General features: G+C 59.3%; 15 protein-coding genes. 4 read left to right on the top strand and 11 right to left on the bottom strand.

Annotation, left to right across the window (positions count from 1 at the left end; translation table 11 throughout):
• Positions 1-251 precede the first annotated feature (251 nt).
• Together BY454_RS02630 and BY454_RS02625 are read left to right on the top strand one after the other, a co-directional pair.
• Positions 252-2051 (top strand): acyl-CoA dehydrogenase C-terminal domain-containing protein, encoded by a 1800-nt coding sequence (locus BY454_RS02630; protein ID WP_104415085.1) that lies wholly within the window; start codon positions 252-254, stop codon positions 2049-2051.
• Positions 2052-2214: 163 nt separating this feature from the next.
• A complete protein-coding gene (locus BY454_RS02625; protein WP_104415084.1) occupies positions 2215-4005 on the top strand; it encodes an acyl-CoA dehydrogenase C-terminal domain-containing protein in 1791 nt (596 codons plus the stop codon).
• Positions 4006-4071: 66 nt separating this feature from the next.
• Here BY454_RS02625 and BY454_RS02620 read toward each other — a convergent pair whose 3' ends face one another.
• The 4 genes from BY454_RS02620 to leuS all read right to left on the bottom strand — a co-directional run bounded on the left by BY454_RS02620 (position 4072) and on the right by leuS (position 8581).
• Positions 4072-4332 carry a hypothetical protein gene (locus BY454_RS02620; RefSeq protein ID WP_104415083.1) on the bottom strand — a complete coding sequence of 87 codons (261 nt, stop codon included), beginning with the start codon at positions 4330-4332 and terminating at the stop codon, positions 4072-4074.
• 76 nt (positions 4333-4408) lie between these two features.
• Positions 4409-5422, bottom strand: coding sequence for a DNA polymerase III subunit delta (holA, locus tag BY454_RS02615; protein WP_104415082.1), 1014 nt, complete (start codon positions 5420-5422; stop codon positions 4409-4411).
• Positions 5419-5994: an LPS-assembly lipoprotein LptE gene (locus tag BY454_RS02610; protein WP_104415081.1), complete on the bottom strand. Its 576-nt coding sequence runs from the start codon at positions 5992-5994 to the stop codon at positions 5419-5421. Before BY454_RS02610 ends, holA begins: the two co-directional genes overlap by 4 nt.
• A 1-nt stretch (position 5995) precedes the next feature.
• Complete coding sequence (gene leuS, locus BY454_RS02605) at positions 5996-8581, bottom strand: leucine--tRNA ligase (protein WP_104415080.1); 2586 nt, start codon at positions 8579-8581, stop codon at positions 5996-5998.
• 552 nt (positions 8582-9133) lie between these two features.
• On the opposite strand from leuS, the gene BY454_RS02600 reads away from it, so the two are divergent.
• Positions 9134-9685, top strand: a complete 552-nt coding sequence (locus BY454_RS02600; RefSeq protein ID WP_104415079.1) for a zinc ribbon-containing protein — start codon at positions 9134-9136, stop codon at positions 9683-9685.
• Between the two features lie 152 nt (positions 9686-9837).
• Here the strand turns inward: BY454_RS02600 and lnt are convergent, their stop codons facing one another.
• The 5 genes from lnt to miaB are packed head-to-tail and all read right to left on the bottom strand — an operon-like array spanning position 9838 to position 15049.
• Positions 9838-11385, bottom strand: coding sequence for an apolipoprotein N-acyltransferase (lnt, locus tag BY454_RS02595; protein WP_104415078.1), 1548 nt, complete (start codon positions 11383-11385; stop codon positions 9838-9840).
• Positions 11375-12220, bottom strand: coding sequence for an HlyC/CorC family transporter (locus tag BY454_RS02590; protein ID WP_104415077.1), 846 nt, complete (start codon positions 12218-12220; stop codon positions 11375-11377). The genes lnt and BY454_RS02590 overlap by 11 nt, the downstream gene beginning before the upstream one ends.
• The gene (gene ybeY, locus BY454_RS02585) at positions 12217-12690 is read right to left on the bottom strand and encodes an rRNA maturation RNase YbeY (protein WP_104415076.1); all 474 of its coding nucleotides are present in this window, start codon (positions 12688-12690) and stop codon (positions 12217-12219) included. The genes BY454_RS02590 and ybeY overlap by 4 nt, the downstream gene beginning before the upstream one ends.
• The gene (locus tag BY454_RS02580; RefSeq protein WP_104415075.1) at positions 12690-13673 is read right to left on the bottom strand and encodes a PhoH family protein; all 984 of its coding nucleotides are present in this window, start codon (positions 13671-13673) and stop codon (positions 12690-12692) included. The genes ybeY and BY454_RS02580 overlap by 1 nt, the downstream gene beginning before the upstream one ends.
• 29 nt (positions 13674-13702) lie before the next feature.
• Entirely contained in the window at positions 13703-15049 is a 1347-nt protein-coding gene (miaB, locus tag BY454_RS02575) for a tRNA (N6-isopentenyl adenosine(37)-C2)-methylthiotransferase MiaB (protein WP_104415074.1), read from the bottom strand.
• 481 nt (positions 15050-15530) lie between these two features.
• On the opposite strand from miaB, the gene trmH reads away from it, so the two are divergent.
• Positions 15531-16265, top strand: a complete 735-nt coding sequence (gene trmH, locus BY454_RS02570; protein WP_104415073.1) for a tRNA (guanosine(18)-2'-O)-methyltransferase TrmH — start codon at positions 15531-15533, stop codon at positions 16263-16265.
• A 23-nt stretch (positions 16266-16288) separates the two neighbouring features.
• On the opposite strand, the gene BY454_RS02565 is transcribed toward trmH, so the two are convergent.
• Both BY454_RS02565 and cysN read right to left on the bottom strand, forming a co-directional pair.
• Positions 16289-17305 (bottom strand): nucleoid-associated protein, encoded by a 1017-nt coding sequence (locus BY454_RS02565; RefSeq protein WP_104415072.1) that lies wholly within the window; start codon positions 17303-17305, stop codon positions 16289-16291.
• A 411-nt stretch (positions 17306-17716) separates the two neighbouring features.
• On the bottom strand, positions 17717-19375 hold the full coding sequence (gene cysN, locus BY454_RS02560; protein ID WP_104415071.1) for a sulfate adenylyltransferase subunit CysN: 1659 nt from the start codon (positions 19373-19375) through the stop codon (positions 17717-17719).
• Position 19376 lies beyond the last annotated feature (1 nt).

Genomic DNA, 19376 nt, shown 5'->3' with positions numbered 1-19376 from the left:
CTTTTTGGTTTCTTCGTTCCCCGTCACCCCCTTGAACGTGTGATTTGCTCCTCGTTCGCCTACCGCTGTTTGGTATCGAATGCAGGGCGCCTGACAAATTTTGCTCAAAAAGTATTGACAATTTTATGCATCGAAACGTATGTTTCAAACATGCGTTTAATTGCGGCGGCCTGTTGATGCAACACCGCCTTTGAGCAACCCGGCATACGCACCCCTAATGCGTAGCCAGCCTGTAACCGAGGTGGATTTCCATGCCTGAATACAAAGCTCCCCTGCGTGATATCAAGTTTGTGATGAACGAGCTGCTCAACGCCGAGCAGCACTACGCCAGCCTGGAGGGTGCCGAAGACGCCACCCCGGATATGATCGATGCCATTGTCGGCGAAGGGGCCAAATTCTGTGAGCAGGTCCTGTCTCCGCTGAACTCGGTGGGTGACAACGAAGGATGTACCTGGAGCGAAGACGGTGTGAAAACCCCCACCGGTTTCAAGGAAGCCTATCAGCAGTACGTGGAAGGCGGCTGGCCGTCGATCACGGCGGATCCGAACTACGGTGGCCAGGGCTTGCCCCATTCCATCGGCTTGGTGATCAGTGAAATGGTGGGCACCGCCAACTGGTCCTGGGGCATGTACCCGGGCCTGAGCCACGGTGCTATCAACACCATTGAGGCCCATGGTACCGAGCAGCAAAAGCAGACCTACCTCACCAAACTCACCAGCGGTGAGTGGACCGGCACTATGTGTCTGACCGAACCCCACTGCGGGTCGGACCTGGGCACCCTGCGGGCCAAGGCCGAACCCAACGAGGATGGCAGCTACAGCATCACCGGCACCAAGATTTTCATTTCGGCCGGTGAACACGACATGGCCGAGAACATCGTGCACATTGTGCTGGCCCGCCTGCCGGGTGCGCCGGAAGGCACCAAGGGCATTTCCCTGTTTATCGTACCCAAGCAAGTGCCGAACGAAGACGGCTCTGCCGGTGAGCGTAATGGTGTGTCCTGCGGCTCGCTCGAGCACAAGATGGGCATCCATGGTAACGCCACCTGTGTAATGAACTTTGATGGCGCCAAGGGCTGGCTGATCGGGCCGGAGAACAAAGGCCTGAACTGCATGTTCACCTTCATGAACACTGCCCGGATCGGCACCGCCATTCAGGGTCTGGGTTCGGCCGAGCTGGGCTTCCAGGGTTCACTGGCCTACGCCAAGGAGCGCCTTGCGATGCGTTCACTGAGTGGTCCGAAGAACCCTGACGGCATTGCTGATCCGATCATCGTGCATCCGGACGTGCGCCGCATGCTGCTGACCCAGAAAGCCATCGCCGAAGGCGCCCGGGCTTTGATCTACCTGGCCGGCCAGCAGGTGGACATCGTACACAGCGGCAAGACCGATGAGGAAAAGCAGGCGGCGGATGCGCTGCTGGGCTTCCTGACGCCGATTGCCAAAGCTTTCCTGACCGAAATCGGTTACGAATCGGCCAACCTGGGCATGCAGGTGTTCGGTGGCCACGGCTACATCTCCGAATGGGGCATGGAGCAGAACGTGCGTGATGCCCGCATCGGCATGATCTACGAAGGCACCACCGGCATCCAGGCGCTGGACCTGCTGGGTCGCAAGGTGCTGATGAGTCAGGGCGAGGCGCTGAAAGTGTTTACCAAGCAGGTGCACCTGTTCTGCAAGGAAAACGCCGACAATGAGCAGCTCAAGGAGTTTGTCGAGCCGCTGGCTGCGCTCAACAAGGAGTGGGGCGACCTCACCATGAAGATCGGCATGACCGCCATGAAGAACCGCGAGGAAGTGGGTGCTGCTTCGGTGGATTACCTGATGTACTCCGGTTACATCGTGTTCGGTTACCTGTGGGCCCGCATGGCCAAGGTGGCGCTGGACCAGATGGCCGAGGGCACCACCGAAGAGATGTTCTATAACGCCAAGGTTCAGACTGCGCGCTTCTACTTCAAGCGCATGCTGCCGCGCACCAAGGCACACGCCGAGGCGATGCTGGCGGGAGCCGACAGCCTGCTGGACATGCCCGAAGACGCCTTCTTTATCTGAGGTCGTCAGGCAATCAGCGAGCGAACAACAAGGCCCGTTCTCCCGCCGGAGGCGGGCTTTTTTATCAGGTACTTGGCGTTATAGGCTAGAGTAGTAAAACAATAATCCGTGGCGGCAATCCATCCCGTGCCAGGCCACTTCAGGTCAGTTCAGGAGTCGTACTATGGCAGATTACCAGGCGCCCCTTCGTGAGATGCGCTTTGTCCTTAACGAAGTTTTCGATGCTCCGGCCCTGTGGGCCTCCCTGCCCAAAGTTTCCGAAAACGTGGACCCGGAGACGGCCGATGCCATTCTGGAGGAAGCCGGCAAGATCACCAGTGGTGTGTTGGCCCCGATTAACCGGGAAGGGGACGAGCAGGGTTGTCACTGGAACGAGGGTGAGGTTACTACCCCGGATGGGTTCAGGGAGGCTTACCAGACCCTGGTGGAAGGGGGCTGGAATGGCCTTGGCGGGAACCCGGAGTTCGGTGGCATGGGCATGCCCAAAACCCTGGTGGCCCAGTTCGAGGAGATGATGCAGGGCGCCAATATGTCCTTCGGCCTGGCTCCGATGCTGACGGCCGGTGCCTGCGTGGCACTGAACGCTCACGGCAGCCCGGAGCTGAAGGAAAAATACCTGCCCAAGCTTTATTCTGGCGAATGGTCCGGCGCGATGGACCTGACGGAACCGCACGCGGGCACCGATCTGGGTATCATCCGAACCAAAGCCGACCCTCAGGATGACGGCTCTTATCGGATTACCGGTACCAAGATTTTTATCACCTGGGGCGAGCACGACATGGCCGAGAACATTGTGCACCTGGTGTTGGCCAAGCTGCCGGATGCGCCCAAGGGGCCCAAGGGTATTTCCATGTTCCTGGTGCCCAAATTCCTGGTGAACGAGGATGGCTCTCTGGGCGAGCGCAATCAATTCGGCTGCGGTTCCCTGGAAAAGAAAATGGGCATCAAGGCTTCCGCCACCTGCGTGATGAATTACGACGGTGCCACCGGCTGGTTGGTGGGCGAGCCGAACAAGGGTCTGGCCGCCATGTTCACCATGATGAATTACGAGCGTTTGGGTGTGGGTATCCAGGGGCTGGGCGCGGCGGAAGCTTCCCTGCAAAGTGCCAGGGCCTATGCCAATGAGCGTACCCAGAGCCGGGCGCCCAAGGGCGCGCAGCAGCCGGACCAGGCCGCGGACCCGATCCTGGTGCACCCGGATGTTCGCCGGATGTTGCTGACCATGAAGAGCTTCGTGGAAGGTGGTCGGGCGTTTTCCACCTATGTAGCGGGCTGGCTGGACCGGGCCAAGTATTCGGACGATGACCAGCAACGCCAGTACGCCGATGGCATGGTGGCGTTGTTAACCCCGGTGGCCAAGGCGTTTCTGACCGACCGGGGGCTGGATACCACCATCCTGGGGCAACAGGTGTTTGGTGGCCATGGATTTGTCCGGGAATGGGGGCAGGAACAGCTGGTTCGTGATTGCCGCATCACCCAGATCTATGAAGGCACCAACGGCATCCAGGCCATGGACCTGATGGGGCGCAAGGTGGTTGGCAGTGAAGGCAAGCTGTTCGAGCTGTTCGCCGAGGACGTCACCGATTTTATCGAGCAGAACAGCTCGGATGCCACGCTTCGCCCCTACCTGGAGCCCCTGGCGGCAGCCGTGGAGCGTTTGGCGGATGTAACCGAATTGGTGCTGAAGCAGGCGGGTGACAACCCCGAAGCCATTGGTGCGGCGGCCGTGGATTACCTGGATATGTTTGGTTATACCGCGCTTGCCTTCATGTGGGCGAAGATGGCCAAGGCGGCTGCCGGTAATGCGGAAGGTGATACCTCCGGTTTCTATACCGGCAAGCTGAAAACGGCCCGTTTCTATTTTGACCGGTTGCTGCCGAGAACGGTGGCTTTGGGTGAGGGTATTCGCAGTGGCGCGGATGCCATGATGGCGCCCACGGTTGAAGAAATCTGAGGGCGGTAAGCAAAGCAGGCCGTCTGGCCTGCTTTTCAGTACACCGGGACAAGGTCCGGGGCTGCGTCAGAGCTTTTTACGGATGTTCTGGTAGCCCTTTTTAAGATCCTCACCCAGCCGGTTCAGGGTTTCCCGGCTTTCATGGCCGGCGTCCTGGGTGTCATGGAGTACTTGATCCATCTTGTGGCGGAACCGCTCCCAGTCCTTCTCCAGATCGTCCCACTCGTCCTTGACGTCTTCGCGGGCCAGGTGCATTTGCACCCGGGCTTCATCCCGGTACTGTTTGATCTTTTCTGACAGCTTGTGGAAATCGTCTTGCAGAGTCATCGTCACTATCCTCCTTGCCTTCCTTGATGAAAGATAGTCTCAGAATGGCGTTGTTGCCGAATTTCTGTCAAGCCAATCAGCGAGCCGGAGCGGCGAGCAGGACTGCCAGATCCCTGAGGTGATGCCAGGGGCCTAAATCGTCAAATCCCTTGGCTGCGCGGTCGGTCAGGCTGCACAGGTACAGGGCCTGTTGAAGCTGGGCCCGGTTGAGTCGACTGGCGGCCTGGCGAACGGCGGTGGCCCGGCGGGGTTGGAACACGCCGCGTTTTTTCAGGAACGCCGATGGGTTTTCACCGGGCTGCACGGTTTTCTGGAATTCCAGGATCAGGTTCAGGTCACGGGTCAGCACGCTGAGCAGGCCCAGCGGGTTTTCCCCTTCCTGCTGCAGCACGCCGATGATCTTGCCGGCGTGCGCCGCCTTGCCCGCAAGCAGTTCGGTCACCAGCTCGAAACCGCTGAACCGGGAGCTGTCCTGTACCGCCTGCTCCACGGTTTCCTCGTCGATGGTCTTATTGTTGCCAACCAGCAGGGCCAGGCGATCCAGTTCCTGGGAAGCGGCCAGCAGGTTGCCTTCCAGGCGTTCCGCCAGGATCATCAGGGCGCCACGAGTCAGTTGAAGGCCCTGGGTGCTGGCTCGTTGCTGCAGCCAGCCAGCGAATTTTTCGGGGTCAATCGGCCACACTGGCACGTGTACCCCGGTGCCTTGCAGCTCTTTGTACCATTTGCGCTTGGTTTCGGCGGCATCCAGTTTGGCGCTGATCAGAAGCAGTACCACATCTTCTGGCGGTGCCTGCAGTACCTGCTCCATCACCTTGCGGCCATCACCCAGCTTGCCGGATGGCAGGTGGATCTCAATGCGGCGCTTTTCGGCGAACAACGACAGGGCGTTGCATTCCTCGGCCACCGAGTTCCAGTCCAGTTGGTGATCGGCGTGGTAGACCAGACGGTCCTGATAACCGGCGTCGCGGGCAGCGGCCCGGATCTGATCGCAGCATTCCTGGACCAGCAAGGGTTCGTCACCAGAGACCAGGTACACCGGAGCCAGGCCTTTTTTCAGTAGCTGGGGAAGCTGGCCGGGCTGGGTCTTCATGAGCCGTTGTCGGTTTTCTGGCTGGCGTTGTATTCCGCAATCGCCGCGTCAATGCGTTCGCGGGTCATCGGTGCCAGGCGGAAAATGACCTGCTGGGCCAAACGGTCCCCGAGTTGCTGGCGCAGCTCGTCTTCCTCGCGCTGTTTGGCCAGCACGTTGTTCTCATCGTAGCGATAGCTTTCGCTGGCGTTCAGGTCGGTTTTGCCGATCAGTGGTACCTGTTCTGAGGTCATCAACTCCAGTGACACCGTATGGCGCAGCACGTATTCGGCGGCAGACGCCGTTGAGGTGATGGCAGAGGCCCGGCGGTCCTGCCGGTAATCCCGCAGCCGGAGGACGTAGTCGGCTCTGGCTTCGCTGGCCAGTTCGACACCGCCGAGGCGAAGTTGCTCCCGGACCGAGTTGCAGAAATCCCCGGGCAGGGAAGCCGGGCAATCCACCGCCAGCGGCTGGAGTGCCGCCGGCACCGGAGAGGTGCCCCGCAACTGGAAGCCGCAGCCAGCCAACACGGTGGCTGCCGTCAGCACCAGGGCTTTCGGAACAGAGGCTTTCAGCGCAGGGTAGAGTGTCATATCAGTTAGCCACCACGTTTACGAGTTTGCCAGGCACCACAATGACCTTGCGAACGGTTTTATCTTCGGTGAACCGCTGCACGTTTTCGTGGGCCAGGGCAAGTTTTTCGAGCTCGTCCTTGGCAATGTCCGCCGGCACGTCGGCCTTGGCACGAACCTTACCGTTGACCTGTAGTACTACGGTAATTTCACTGCGCACCATGGCCTTTTCATCGGCCTCGGGCCAGGATGCTTCCACCACCGGCTCTTCGTGACCGAGGGCGTGCCACAACTGATGACAGATGTGCGGAACGATCGGCGCCAGCACCAGCACGGCGGTCTCCAGGGCTTCCTGGCGAACGGCGAGGGTCTGGGGCTCATCGCCACCCAGCTTGCCCACCTCGTTCAGCAGTTCCATCACGGCGGCAATGGAGGTGTTGAAGGTCAGGCGGCGGCTGATGTCGTCGCTCACCTTGGCAATGGTCTCGTGGGTTTTCAGGCGCAGGGCCTTCTGATTCGCATGCAGGCTGTCGGCATCCAGGGCCGGCACGTCGCCGCTGGCGGCGTGCTCGTTCACCATGCGCCACAGGCGCTTGAGGAAGCGATGAGCGCCTTCCACGCCACTGTCGGACCATTCCAGGGACTGTTCCGGGGGGGCGGCAAACATCATGAACAGGCGCACGGTGTCGGCGCCGTATTCGTCGATGATGGATTGAGGGTCGATGCCGTTGTTCTTGGACTTGGACATCTTGGTGACGCCACCAATTTCCACCGGCTCGCCGTCGGATTTCAGGATAGCGCGAACCACCTGGCCCTTGTTGTCGCGCTCGACGGTGACATCGGCCGGGTTGAACCAGGTCTTGCCACCGTTGTCTTCGTTGCGGTAGTAGGTCTCGGCCAGCACCATGCCCTGGGTCAGCAGGCGCTTGAACGGCTCGGAGCTGTCCACCAGGCCCACGTCCCGCAGCAGTTTGTGGAAGAAACGGGCGTACAGCAGGTGCAGGATGGCATGCTCGATGCCGCCGATGTACTGGTCCACCGGTAGCCAGTAGTTGGCCGCCGCCGGGTCCAGCATGCCCTTATCGTAGTTGGGGCTGCAGAAGCGGGCGTAGTACCAGGAGGACTCCATGAAGGTGTCGAAAGTGTCAGTCTCCAGGGTGGCCGGCTGGCCGTTGTACTCGGTCTTGCACCACTCCGGATCGGCCTTGATGGGCGACTGTACGCCGTCCATTTCCACATCTTCGGGCAAACGAACCGGCAGCTGGTCGTCCGGCACAGGCATTTCGGTGCCGTCTTCAAGGGTCATCATCGGAATCGGTGCACCCCAGTAGCGCTGGCGGGACACACCCCAGTCGCGCAGGCGGTAGTTCACGGTGCGCTTACCGATGTTGTTCTCTTCCAGGTACTTGGCAATGTCGTCGAAGGCTTCGTCGCTGGTCAGGCCACTGTACTTGCCGGAGGACACCAGCACGCCCTTCTCGGTAAAGGCTTCTTCCTGGACATCGATTTCCCGGCCGTCATTAGCGGCAATCACCTGCTTAATGGGCAGGTGATATTTGGTGGCGAATTCGTGGTCACGCTCATCGTGGCCTGGCACTGCCATCAGGGCGCCGGTGCCGTATTCCATCAGCACGAAGTTGGCAATCCAGACCGGTACCTCTTCCTGGGTGAGCGGGTGGATGGCCTTGAAACCGGTGTCGATGCCTTTCTTTTCCATGGTGGCCAGCTCGGCTTCGGCCACCTTGCTGTTGCCGCATTCCTCAATGAAACGTGCGACATCCTGGTGCAGGCCGGCGGCTTCCTTGGCCAGCGGGTGCTCGGCGGCCACCGCCATGTAGCTCACGCCCATCAGAGTGTCCGGGCGGGTGGTGTAGACGGTCAGGCCTTCGTCCCGGTCTTTAAGCGGGAAGGTCAGCTCGGTACCTTCGGATTTGCCGATCCAGTTGCGCTGCATGGTCTTGACCTGCTCGGGCCAGCCATCCAGTTCGTCCAGGTCTTTTAGGAGTTCATCGGCATAATCGGTGATGCGGATGAACCACTGGGGAATCTTCTTCTGCTCGACTACGGCGCCAGAGCGCCAGCCGCGGCCATCGACCACCTGTTCGTTGGCCAGCACGGTCTGGTCGACCGGGTCCCAGTTCACGGTGGACATTTTCTTGTACACCAGGCCTTTTTCATACAGGCGGGCGAAGAACCACTGCTCCCAGCGGTAGTAGTCCGGGTCACAGGTGGCCAGCTCGCGGCTCCAGTCATAACCGAAACCCAGCTGCTTGAGCTGCTGCTTCATGTAATCAATATTGGAGCGGGTCCACTTCGCCGGGGCGGACTTGTTGGCAATGGCGGCGTTTTCCGCAGGCAGGCCGAAGGCGTCCCAGCCCATGGGCTGCATCACGTTTTTGCCCTGCATGCGCTGGTAGCGGGAGATCACGTCGCCGATGGTGTAGTTGCGAACGTGGCCCATGTGCAGTTTGCCGCTGGGGTAGGGGAACATGGACAAGCAGTAGTACTTGGGTTTGCCCGGTTCTTCCTTCACTTTGAAGGTTTCGTTGGTTTCCCAGAAGTCGCGGGCTTTTTGCTCTACATCACGGGGATTGTATTGTTCGTCCATTCCTGCCATTACCAAAGTTACCCTGTGTCTGAAAAAGGTGTTCGAAGGGGCCGGACATTCTAACGCACACTGGGCTTTACAGGTAGTCTGCCAATTTGGTGGTGTTGTGCCAGACTTCTGTCATAGGTGGTGAGTATTTGATTTGATACTTATTATTCCGCCATGGGTCTTGCTTGGGGAGGCCGGGGGCAGGTATCGCTTCCCAAGACCCGCCGTGAACCCATCCATGGGGGCTTGACTGCAGCATCCATGCTGCAGACAGTCTTGGGAAGCGATACCTGCCCCCGGCCAGTTAACAGCAGAGTTGTCTGTAGATAATCGTTTGGAGGTAGTGGCGAAGTCAGGGAGGCAGGATGTGGGTTGGCTTTACGGGACTGTCTGCAGCATGGATGCTGCAGTCAAGCGTACGACCGCCAGGGATGGCGGGAGTGCAGATTTTGCAGGAGCAAAAATCTGCCAGGGACGTATTCACAGCGTGTCTCGTAAAGCCAACCCACATCCTGACTCTTGCACCAAAATCATCAGGCTATAAAGAAACAAAAGGAAGCCAATATGAGCGAACCAGAAAGAAACCGCCTGTCAGGAAAAGCGCTTGAAGCCTACGACCGGATGCTGGAGCGGGTTCAGACCCGTTTGCGGGAGGTTCAGAAAACCTCGCTGGAGACGCTGGAAGATGAAATCCAGCGGGCAGCGGAGTTTGAGTACGAGTTGGAGGAAATGACCCGCGAGGAAGTGGACCTGCTCAGTGCTTACCTCAAGCGGGACCTTCAACACCTCATGCAATTTGTGGATGAGACCGGTGAGGGTCTGAAGGAGTGGCTGCAGCTGGATCTCTCAATGCTGGAGCATCGGTTGGCCGATCGCCTTCTGTCGGTGGCGGACAAGACACTGGTGGATACCCTGGAGCTTCGCCAGAAACTGGAAAATGACGACGTGGGGCACTACATCTCGGGGGAAGTGGCCACCGCCGGCATGTTCCAATGCCTGAACTGCAAGCACATGGTGTGTCTGACTAAAACCAGCCACCTGCACCCCTGCGAGGCCTGCGGCTCCCATTATTTCGAACGTGTAACCAGCCGCTGGCCGCCGAAAGAAGACAACTGATTTTTAGCCACGGAATCCACGGAAGAACACGAAAAAATGATTAACTGAATAGAAAATCTGTGTTTTTAATTTCGTGTTCTTTCGTGGATTTCGTGGCCAAATCGTCTTTGTCTTTTGATTTCCGTGTTCTTCCGTGGATTCCGTGGCAAAAATTAATTCTTTGGAATTACCCTCTCCCGCACAAACACTATCAGGATGACGGCCAGTGTCAGTACCGGCCAGGAGCCGGTCTGCATGTAGGGTGTCTGGCCCTCGGCGGTGTAGGCCTTGCCAGTGAGCACTCCGCGCTCGAATTGCGGAATGCGCTCGGTGATTTCACCCTTTTCATTGATGATCGCTGTCACGCCGTTATTGGTGCCTCGCAGCATGTAGCGACCGGTTTCCAAGGCGCGCATGCGGGCCATCTGCAGATGTTGTTGGGGGCCGATGGAATCACCGAACCAGCCATCGTTGCTGATGGTGACCAGTAACCCGGCATTTCTGGCGTTGAATGCCACGAAATCAGGGTAGGCCACCTCATAGCAGATGTAGGGCATGACATTGATGTCACTGGCTTTCAGCGGCTTTTGATAGTCCGGGCCGGGAGTAAAACTGCTCATCGGCAGGTCAAAAAAACTGATTAACCCCCTCAGCAATCCCGCCAGAGGCACATACTCGCCGAAAGGCACCAGCTTTTGTTTGTGGTACATCCCTTCGCCGTTGCCGGTGGCCATGATGCTGTTGTGGAAGGTGAAGTCTTCCACTTGCTCGCTATAGCCATACCAGGGGATGCCGGTGATCAGAGTGCTGTTGTCGCCTAGCTGGCTGTTGATGTGGTCAATGATCTTGCCGGCTTCATCCTGGGTGATGGGGATGGCGGTTTCCGGCCAGAGGACGATATCGGCCTGCCAGTGGTTTTCGGTCATCCCCAGGTAAGTGACAATCTGATCCCGCATGAACTCGGGGTTCCACTTGATTCGCTGTGGGATGTTGCCTTGCATGGCGGCGACGCTGATGGGCTCGTCGCTCATTTCGGTCCAGTCCGCCTGCTTCATGGCCGGGGCCACGAACCAGGGCAGCAGGGTCAGGGCCACCACCGCGCCGGCGGTTTTCTGCCGGCTTTCACGCCACAGCCACCAGGCGCCATAGGCCGCTACGCCGGTGACGGTGATCCAGAAGGTGATGCCGTGAACGCCGGTGAGTGGTGCCAGCCCACCCAGCGGGCCGTCGACATGGCCGGTGCCCAGGTACAGCCATGGGAAACCGGTCAGCAGCCAGCTTCGCAGCCAGTCACCCAGCACCCAGATGGCCGGGAACAGCAGAAGCCGGCGCACCGGTGAGTCCTTGGCCAGTTTGCCCCAGAACCAGAAGGCCAGGGCATGAAACAGGGCGACGCCGGCGATGAACAGAACCATCAGCACCACGGCAATGGCGGCCGGGGTATTGCTGTGTTCGCTGATGGAAACGTAAATCCAGCTGGCACCGGAGGCAAACAGACCCACGCCGGTCAGCCAGCCGGAGAGGAACAGCCTGCCGGGAGCTTGGTGTACGGTCACCAGCAGAATCAGAAAGACGGAAACGGGGCCCAGCCACCAGAAGTGGAACGGGGACAGGGTCAGGGTTTGCAGGGCGCCGGCCACCAGGAGGGTGGCGGCGGCGAACCAGGGATTATCCGTGAACGGTAGCTTCAGGGGGTGGCGAGCGCCGGGTTCATGACTCACTTCGGGTTACCTGCAACAGACGGATGACTCGGTTATCGGCGTTGGCAATAGTAAACGTAAGCCCGCCGAATTCAACCGTTTCGCCCCGTCTGGGCAGGTGACCAAATTCCTTCAGAACCAGGCCGCCAATGGTGTCGAATTCTTCCTCGTCCATCTCGGTGCCGAAGAATTCGTTGAAGTCATCAACCGGAGTGGCCGCCTTGACGGCAAACACGCCATCGCCCCGGGCCTTGATGTGGGTTTCCTCGTCGAAATCGTGTTCGTCCTCGATTTCGCCGACGATCTGTTCAAGCACGTCTTCGATCGTGATCAGACCGGCCGTTCCGCCATACTCGTCCACCACAATGGCCATGTGGTTGCGGTTCTCTTTGAACTCTTTGAGCAGCTGGTTCAGGCGCTTGCTTTCCGGCACAAAGGTGGGCGGGCGCAGAATCTCGCGGATGTGATTCCAGTCGAGCTCGTTGTTGATGGCCAGCGGCAGCAGGTCCTTGGCCAGAAGCACGCCGATAACGTCATCCTGGCTTTCGCCAATGACCGGGAAACGGCTGTGGGCAGAGGAAATGATTTCAGGCAGGAATTCGCCCGGGTCCTGGGAGGCCTTGACGGTGATCATCTGGGAGCGGGGGATCATGATTTCATCCGCACGCATGTCGATCACCTGCATGGCACCTTCGATGATGCTCATGGCATCGGTATCGATGATGTTCTGGGACTCGGCGTCCCGCAGGATCTCCAGCACGTCCTCGATGGACTCAGGCCCGCTGGAAAAGGCCTGTGATAAACGCTCCAGCCAGGACTTGTTGCCCTGACTGCGACTCGACTGATCGTCGCTCATGAGTCTGGTTCCGTTTCCTCTGATTCGTAAGGATTGCCGATGTCCAATTGCGCCAGCAACTGGATTTCGAGAGCTTCCATGACCTCGGCGTCTTCATCTTGTATATGATCATAGCCCTGAAGATGCAACATGCCATGGATCACCATGTGGGCCCAGTGGGCTTCGGACGCCTTGCCCTGCTCCCGGGCTTCCCGTTCCACAACCGGCGCGCAGATCACCAGATCGCCCGCCAATGGCACTGTTATACCGGGTGGGGCCTCAAATGGGAAGGACAAAACATTGGTGGGTTTGTCCTTGCCCCGGTATTGGTGATTCAGGGCCTGGCTTTCCGGCTCGTCGACAATACGAACCGTTACCTCGGAAGGCTCATCACCCTGCCACGCCAATTGGGCCCAGGTTTGGAGCTGTTCCTCGCCGGGCACGCCGTCGCCGTTGTAGGCGTTCTGGAAATCAACCGTCAGCTCGCTCATCAGCTGGTGGTGCTCCCGTCATCAAAGGAATCGTAGGCCTCAACAATGCGCTGTACCAGCGGGTGGCGGACCACATCCTTGGCGTCAAACCTGGTGAAGCCGATGCCCTGCACCTTGCCCAATACGGTCGCCGCGTGAATCAGGCCTGAATTCTGGCCACGGGGCAGGTCGACCTGGGTGGTGTCGCCGGTGATCACCGCCGTGGAGCCAAAGCCGATCCGCGTGAGGAACATCTTCATCTGCTCGCGGGTGGTGTTCTGGCTTTCGTCCAGAATGATGAACGAATTGTTCAGGGTGCGCCCGCGCATGAACGCCAGCGGGGCGATTTCGATCACGCTCTTCTCGATCAGCCGGGTGACCTGGTCAAAACCGAGCATTTCGTATAGCGCGTCGTAAAGCGGGCGCAGGTAGGGGTCGACCTTCTGCGCCAGATCCCCGGGCAGGAAGCCCAGCTTTTCGCCCGCTTCCACCGCCGGGCGCACCAGCAGGATGCGTTTGACCTGCTCGTCTTTGAGGGCTTCCACCGCACAGGCCACCGCCAGCCAGGTCTTACCGGTACCGGCCGGGCCAATGCCGAAGTTCAGATCGTGGGTGCGGATGTTGTGCACATACTTCTGCTGATTCCGGCCCCGGGGCTTGGCGGTCAGTTTCGGGGTCTTGATGACGGTAACCTTGCCTTCGTCATAGGGCACGTCGTCCGGCAGACGCTCAAGGCCGGTTTCGCGGATGTACAGGTGGACGGTATCGGGGGGAATGTCGTCGGTGGCCTCGGTTTCCCGGTAGAGGTGACGAACCACCTCGGTGGCGGCGGCCACGTTTTCGGTCGGGCCTTCCGCGCGGAAGTGATGGCCACGGCGGCCAACTTTCACCTCAAGACGCTTTTCAATCATCTTGAGGTTTTCATCAAACTGTCCGCACAGGGTGGCCAGGCGTCGCTGGTCCACCGGGTGCAGGTCAAATTGTCTGGAATCGTGTGTGTTCAAAGTGTCTCCAGTTGGATTGGGTGCTGCTATTAAAGCAGTTCCGAATTAACCGGCACGCCCCGCAGGGAGTTCGGGTAGGCTTCGACAATCTCCACGTCGATAAAGTGCCCAACCACCTTCGGGTTTTCGTGGCGGAAGTTCACGATGCGGTTGTTCTCCGTGCGCCCTGCGTATTCGCCCGGGTCCTTCTTGGACAGGCCGGTTACCAGGATCCGCTCGGTGTTACCCACCATCTTGCGGCTGATGTCCATCACGTTCTGATTCAGGCGATTCTGAAGAATGCTCAGGCGCTGTTTCTTCACGTCCATGGGCGTGTCGTCCGGCAGGTCGGACGCCGGGGTACCCGGCCGTGCGCTGTAAACGAAGCTGAACGACATGTCGAAGCCGATGTCGTTGATCAGCTTCATGGTGTCTTCGAAATCTTTTTCAGTCTCGCCCGGGAAGCCGATGATAAAGTCCGAGGAAAAACTGATGTCCGGGCGAATCTTACGCAACCGGCGCAGCTTGGATTTGTACTCCAGCGCTGTATGGCCGCGCTTCATGGCCGCCAGAATGCGATCCGAGCCGCTTTGCACCGGCAGGTGCAAGTGGCTCACCAGCTCCGGCACGCGCTCGTACACGTCGATCAGCGCATCGCTGAATTCGACCGGGTGGGAGGTGGTGTAGCGGATGCGGTCGATGCCATCGATGGTGGCGATGACTTCGATCAGTTCCGCCAGGTCCATGGTGTCGCCATCGTGGGTCTCACCCTGGAAGGCATTCACGTTCTGGCCCAGCAGGTTGATCTCCCGCACACCCTGACTGGCCAGGTGAGCAACCTCGGCAATCACATCGTCCACCGGCCGGCTGACTTCCTCGCCACGAGTGTAGGGTACCACGCAGAAAGTGCAGTACTTGCTACAGCCTTCCATGATGGAGACAAACGCAGACGGGCCATCGGCACCGGGCTCGGGCAGGTTGTCGAACTTCTCGATCTCCGGGAAGCTGACGTCCACCACGCCCACGCCGTTACTCTTGGTTTTGATCTCGGTGATCATGTCCGGCAGGCGGTGCAGGGTCTGGGGGCCGAAGACCATGTCCACGTAAGGGGCACGGTCGATGATGGCCTGGCCTTCCTGGGACGCCACGCAGCCACCCACGCCGATGATGAGATCCGGTTTCTTGCTCTTCAGGCCCTTCCAGCGGCCGAGCTGGTGAAACACCTTTTCCTGGGCTTTTTCGCGGATGGAACAGGTATTCAGCAGCAGGATGTCGGCGTCGTCCGGTGAGTCGGTCATTTCCACGGTTTCGCCGGTCTTGAGCAGATCGGCCATGCGGGCGGAGTCGTACTCGTTCATCTGGCAGCCGTGGGTTTTGATGTACAGCTTCTTGGCCATGGGTCTCACGTAATTTGGTGTATGGGCGCCGGGTGTGGTGTGGGGCGCGGGCAAAAATGGACTGCGTATTATAACGGGGTGCCTAAACTTCAACCACCGTTGTCTCGGTATTCCTTATTTGGGTTTGTGCTATGATCACTTTTCCTCGGGCTTGGGATTCGGAAGGGCTTTGGGGATGCCTTTCCAAAAACCGCTACGAGCACATCCCTGTGCGCTTCTCTCAGGCCATTCATGGCCTTCGAAATTTTTGGAAAGGCATCCCCAAAGCCCTTCGATCTAACTTTTGAATTAGTAGGCCATGGATCATCAAACCCATCAGATGATCGGCGTGGGGTGGGTAGTGCTTTTCTGCAGGAAAAATTGTCTGAGCGAAGCGAGTTGTTTTTTCCGGAAGAAAAGCACTACCCACCCCGGCGCCAGCCCCCAAGCTTTAAATCCAGGCGATACCTGACAGATTAACCAAACAGAAAACACACAAACCATGACCCCCGAACGCCTAGCCCGAATCAAGCAGACTCTGGACACCCGCCAACCCGATTTGCGGGTGCTGACCGACCAGGTGCACAAGCCAAGAAACCTCTCGGCCATTATCCGTTCCTGCGATGCCTTCGGCGTGGCGAACATGCATGTGGTGTGGCCAAAAGAAGGGTTTCGCGCGTTTCGGAAAACCGCTGGTGGCAGTTACAACTGGGTGACCACCCACACCCATCCCACCATGGACAACGCCGTGACCGAACTGAAGGCCCAAGGCCACAAGCTGTACGCCGCGCAGTTGTCGGACCGGGCGGTAGATTTCAGGGATGTGGATTACACCGTGCCGTGCACCATTGTGATGGGCAACGAGGTGGACGGAGTCAACCCGGTTACGGCGGAGCAGGCGGATGAGCACATTGTGATTCCGATGATGGGCATGGTGGAGTCACTGAACGTGTCCTCGGCGTGCTCGATCATTCTTTCCGAGGCCCAGCGTCAGCGGAAGCTGGCGGGGATGTTTGATCGCCAGCGCCTGCCGGACGAAGAATACCAGCGCCTGCTTTTCTGCTGGTGTCAGCCCACCGTGAAGCGCTACTGCGATGACCGGAAACTGCCGTACCCGCCGATTGATCCGGATAGCGGCGAGCTGATTGATGGGGTGGGGTGGATGCAGGAGGTGCGCAAGCAGCGGGCTAATCGACCAAGGTGGGACGACCAGCCCGAGAACATCGCCAGCGAGTAACCGGCGATGCTCTTCGCCGCTCTTCAGTCTTCCCGGGCTTCCAGATAGCGCTGTAGTTGCTCCCGCAACGCCTTGGGCAGGCGGGTGATGGTGAGCGCGTCGTTGTCCCGGTCGTAGTAGACCGCCTGGTTGACCAGGTCCGAGGAGAAGGACACGCTCATGCCACCGCCCGAACCGGCGATGCGGACGAGTTTCTTGACCTTGCGGTGGTCCGGGTGCAGCACGCCGCTTTCCGGCAGCTCGGCGTTCTGGCTGGCGAATTCCTTGAAGCGCTCGGGCTGGTTTTCATCCAGGTAGCCGGACAGGGCCTCGATTTCCACCGGCTCGCCCAGCGCGTGCTGGTCCTTGCAGAACTCGTAGGCCTTGGCGCGCACTTCGCCGGCTTTTTCCGGCTCCGAGTTCTTGGCGAAGGCTTCCACGGCATCGAGGAAGGTCAGGGTCTCTTTTTCCACGTCCACGTTGTTGGTGAAGCCGCTCAGGCGGATGAACAGGTCGCCCGGCTCGCCGGTGCCGCGACCGTGTACCAGCGTGAGGTAGTTGTCGCTGCCGTTCTCGCCCAGCCAGTCATCCAGCTCGATGCGCACAGCCAGGTTCAGGCGGGACAGGCTGATAATGTCGGTGGCATCCAGCCGCTCGCTGCCGTCAAAGCGCATGGCACTGTCGGTTTCCAGCACCAGCAGATAGGCCACTTCGGAATCCGCGAGCGCTTCGTGCACCAGCATCAGGTGGCCGTCGAACTCTTCCTGGCAGCCGTTAAGCAGTTCCTGCCACTGGCCAAACAGGCGGTCGGTGAGGGCGTTGAAGCTCTGCTTGTCTTCCAGGTAATCCTTCAGCCAGGCGCTGAACGGGCATTCGCCCAGGTCTTCGGAGAAGCGGCCGTATTTTTTGCCCGGCTTGCTGTTGAACAGGCGCTTCATCTGCTTGTGCAGGGCTTCATAGTCGCCACCGGGCTCCTGCATGGCCTCGCCGGCAACAAGGCGCGCGGGCTGGCCCGGTTGGTATTGGCTGGCGAAAGCGGTGCGCAGGTGTTTGATGGCCATCGAGTTCAGCTCCTGTTGGCGTTGGCGGGTGATTCAAGCGGGGGAGATTCTGCCATGAATTGGGGTGGGATTCATGGGTAGCCTTCTGTTTGGGGGAGGGCCGCAGGGCAGGTTATTCTTTTTCTTACGAAAAAATAACTCGCTGCGCTCAGACATCTTTTTTCTAGAGAAAAAGAATAACCTGCCCCACGTCCACGAGCCTCTCGGGGAACGCTGAATCAGCCAGTTGGATCCTTTGCAGACTTTTATGTAGGTATAACACTAAAGCTTGCCGGCGGATGGGGTGGGGGTCTCTTTTTCTGCCGGAAAAAGATGTCTGAGCGAAGCGAGTTATTTTTCCAAAGAAAAAGAGATCCCCACCCCGGCGCCAGCCACCGAGGTAGGAATCTCTAGTCTCAGGAATACCGAAAATCAGATCCGCTTACTACGAACCAGCTCCTGAACCAGCCCTGAGACCGCCGCCGGAATGTCCTGTTCCGCATCGGCGCTCACCGTTGCGTTGGCCACGTCGGAACCCAGGTTCTCGGCAATGGCGATCAACCCATGGGCGGTCAGCAACTGGGCTACATGACGGCGTTCGTCGGCATCGCCGGTGTTGTCTTCGGAGACCACCACGGCGGTCTTGCCCTGGTCGAACAGGGCCCGTTCCACGGCCAGCGCCAGTTCCGGGGCGTGCTTGCCATTGCAGGCAATGATCGCGGGCTTCTGGGCCAGGCGGCGTTCGCGCTCGTCGGTGGTAACCGGGTCCAGTGATTCGATACCGTCGGCCAGGCCTTCGATCATGCCCGCGCCGATGGTCACGTTGGTCAGCCGGTCGATCACGATGAAGCTGCCGGTGGCGTGGTTGCGCTGGTAGGCATCGAACGCGATGGGCTGGTTCAGTGTCAGTTCGCACAGGCCGATTTCGTTCAGCTGCAGGCGCTCCGGGTTGGCCTGTTGCTCCAGGGTGTTCACGTCGGTCTGGTGGTGAATGGTCTTCACCGTGCCAGAGGTGAACGTGGGGCCGAGCTTGATGTCGTACAGGCGGCCGGTTTCCAGCGGCGCGTCGGTCATCCAGACGATGTTGGCGTTGAAGCGGTTGTGCACTTCCGGCTCGTCTTCGACCTTCACCAGCATGTCGCCACGGCTGACGTCGATTTCGTCTTCCAGGGTCAGGGTGACGGCCTGGTCGATGTAGGCTTCTTCCAGGTTGCCATCGAAGGTCACCACGTCCTTGATCTTGCTGGTGCGCCGTGAGGGCAGGGCCATCACATCATCGCCCGGGCGAATCACGCCGGAGGCGATGGTGCCGCAGAAGCCCCGGAAGTTGAGATCCGGGCGGGTGACGTACTGCACCGGGAAGCGGAAATGCTCCAGATTCTTGTCCCGGGAAACTTCCACGGTTTCCAGGATGTCCATCAGCGGCTGACCGGTAAACCAGGGCGTGTTCTCGCTCTTGTTCACCACGTTGTCGCCGTCCAGCGCCGAGATGGGCACGAAGCGGATGTCCTTCAGGCCGAGTTTGGCGGCGAACGCCAGGTAGTCGTCCTTGATCTCGTTGAAGCGCTCTTCGCTGAAATCCACCAGGTCCATCTTGTTCACCGCCACCACGATGTGGCGAATGCCCAGCAGAGAGGCGATGTACGAGTGCCGGCGAGTCTGGGTCAGCACACCGTGGCGGGCGTCGATCATCAGGATCGCCAGCTGCGCGGTGGACGCGCCGGTGGCCATGTTGCGGGTGTACTGCTCATGGCCCGGGGTGTCGGCAATGATGAACTTGCGTTTGTCGGTGGAGAAATAGCGGTAGGCCACGTCGATGGTGATGCCCTGTTCCCGCTCGGCCTGCAGGCCGTCCACCAGCAGGGCCAGGTCCAGCTTCTCGCCGGTGGTGCCCATCTTGGCGCTGTCGCTTTGCAGGCTGGCCATGTGATCTTCGTAGATCATCTTGGTGTCGTGCAGCAGGCGGCCGATCAGGGTGCTCTTGCCGTCGTCGACGCTGCCACAGGTCAGCAGGCGCAGCAGTTCTTTGTTCTCGTGCTGTTTCAGGTAGGCCTGAATATCTTCCGCAATCAGATCAGACTGGTGTGACATC

Source organism: Marinobacter persicus, from assembly GCF_002934325.1.
In the GTDB taxonomy this organism is placed as follows: domain Bacteria; phylum Pseudomonadota; class Gammaproteobacteria; order Pseudomonadales; family Oleiphilaceae; genus Marinobacter; species Marinobacter persicus_A.
The sequence above is the reverse complement of the archived record's forward strand: the minus strand, read 5'-3'. Positions and strand labels throughout refer to the sequence as shown.

Coding starts and splice junctions, on each gene's coding strand:
- BY454_RS02630 (WP_104415085.1), top strand. CDS start 252: ATGCCTGAATACAAAGCTCCCCTGCGTGATATCAAGTTTGTGATGAAC.
- BY454_RS02625 (WP_104415084.1), top strand. CDS start 2,215: ATGGCAGATTACCAGGCGCCCCTTCGTGAGATGCGCTTTGTCCTTAAC.
- BY454_RS02620 (WP_104415083.1), bottom strand. CDS start 4,332: ATGACTCTGCAAGACGATTTCCACAAGCTGTCAGAAAAGATCAAACAG.
- holA (WP_104415082.1), bottom strand. CDS start 5,422: ATGAAGACCCAGCCCGGCCAGCTTCCCCAGCTACTGAAAAAAGGCCTG.
- BY454_RS02610 (WP_104415081.1), bottom strand. CDS start 5,994: ATGACACTCTACCCTGCGCTGAAAGCCTCTGTTCCGAAAGCCCTGGTG.
- leuS (WP_104415080.1), bottom strand. CDS start 8,581: ATGGACGAACAATACAATCCCCGTGATGTAGAGCAAAAAGCCCGCGAC.
- BY454_RS02600 (WP_104415079.1), top strand. CDS start 9,134: ATGAGCGAACCAGAAAGAAACCGCCTGTCAGGAAAAGCGCTTGAAGCC.
- BY454_RS02590 (WP_104415077.1), bottom strand. CDS start 12,220: ATGAGCGACGATCAGTCGAGTCGCAGTCAGGGCAACAAGTCCTGGCTG.
- ybeY (WP_104415076.1), bottom strand. CDS start 12,690: ATGAGCGAGCTGACGGTTGATTTCCAGAACGCCTACAACGGCGACGGC.
- miaB (WP_104415074.1), bottom strand. CDS start 15,049: ATGGCCAAGAAGCTGTACATCAAAACCCACGGCTGCCAGATGAACGAG.
- trmH (WP_104415073.1), top strand. CDS start 15,531: ATGACCCCCGAACGCCTAGCCCGAATCAAGCAGACTCTGGACACCCGC.
- BY454_RS02565 (WP_104415072.1), bottom strand. CDS start 17,305: ATGGCCATCAAACACCTGCGCACCGCTTTCGCCAGCCAATACCAACCG.
- cysN (WP_104415071.1), bottom strand. CDS start 19,375: ATGTCACACCAGTCTGATCTGATTGCGGAAGATATTCAGGCCTACCTG.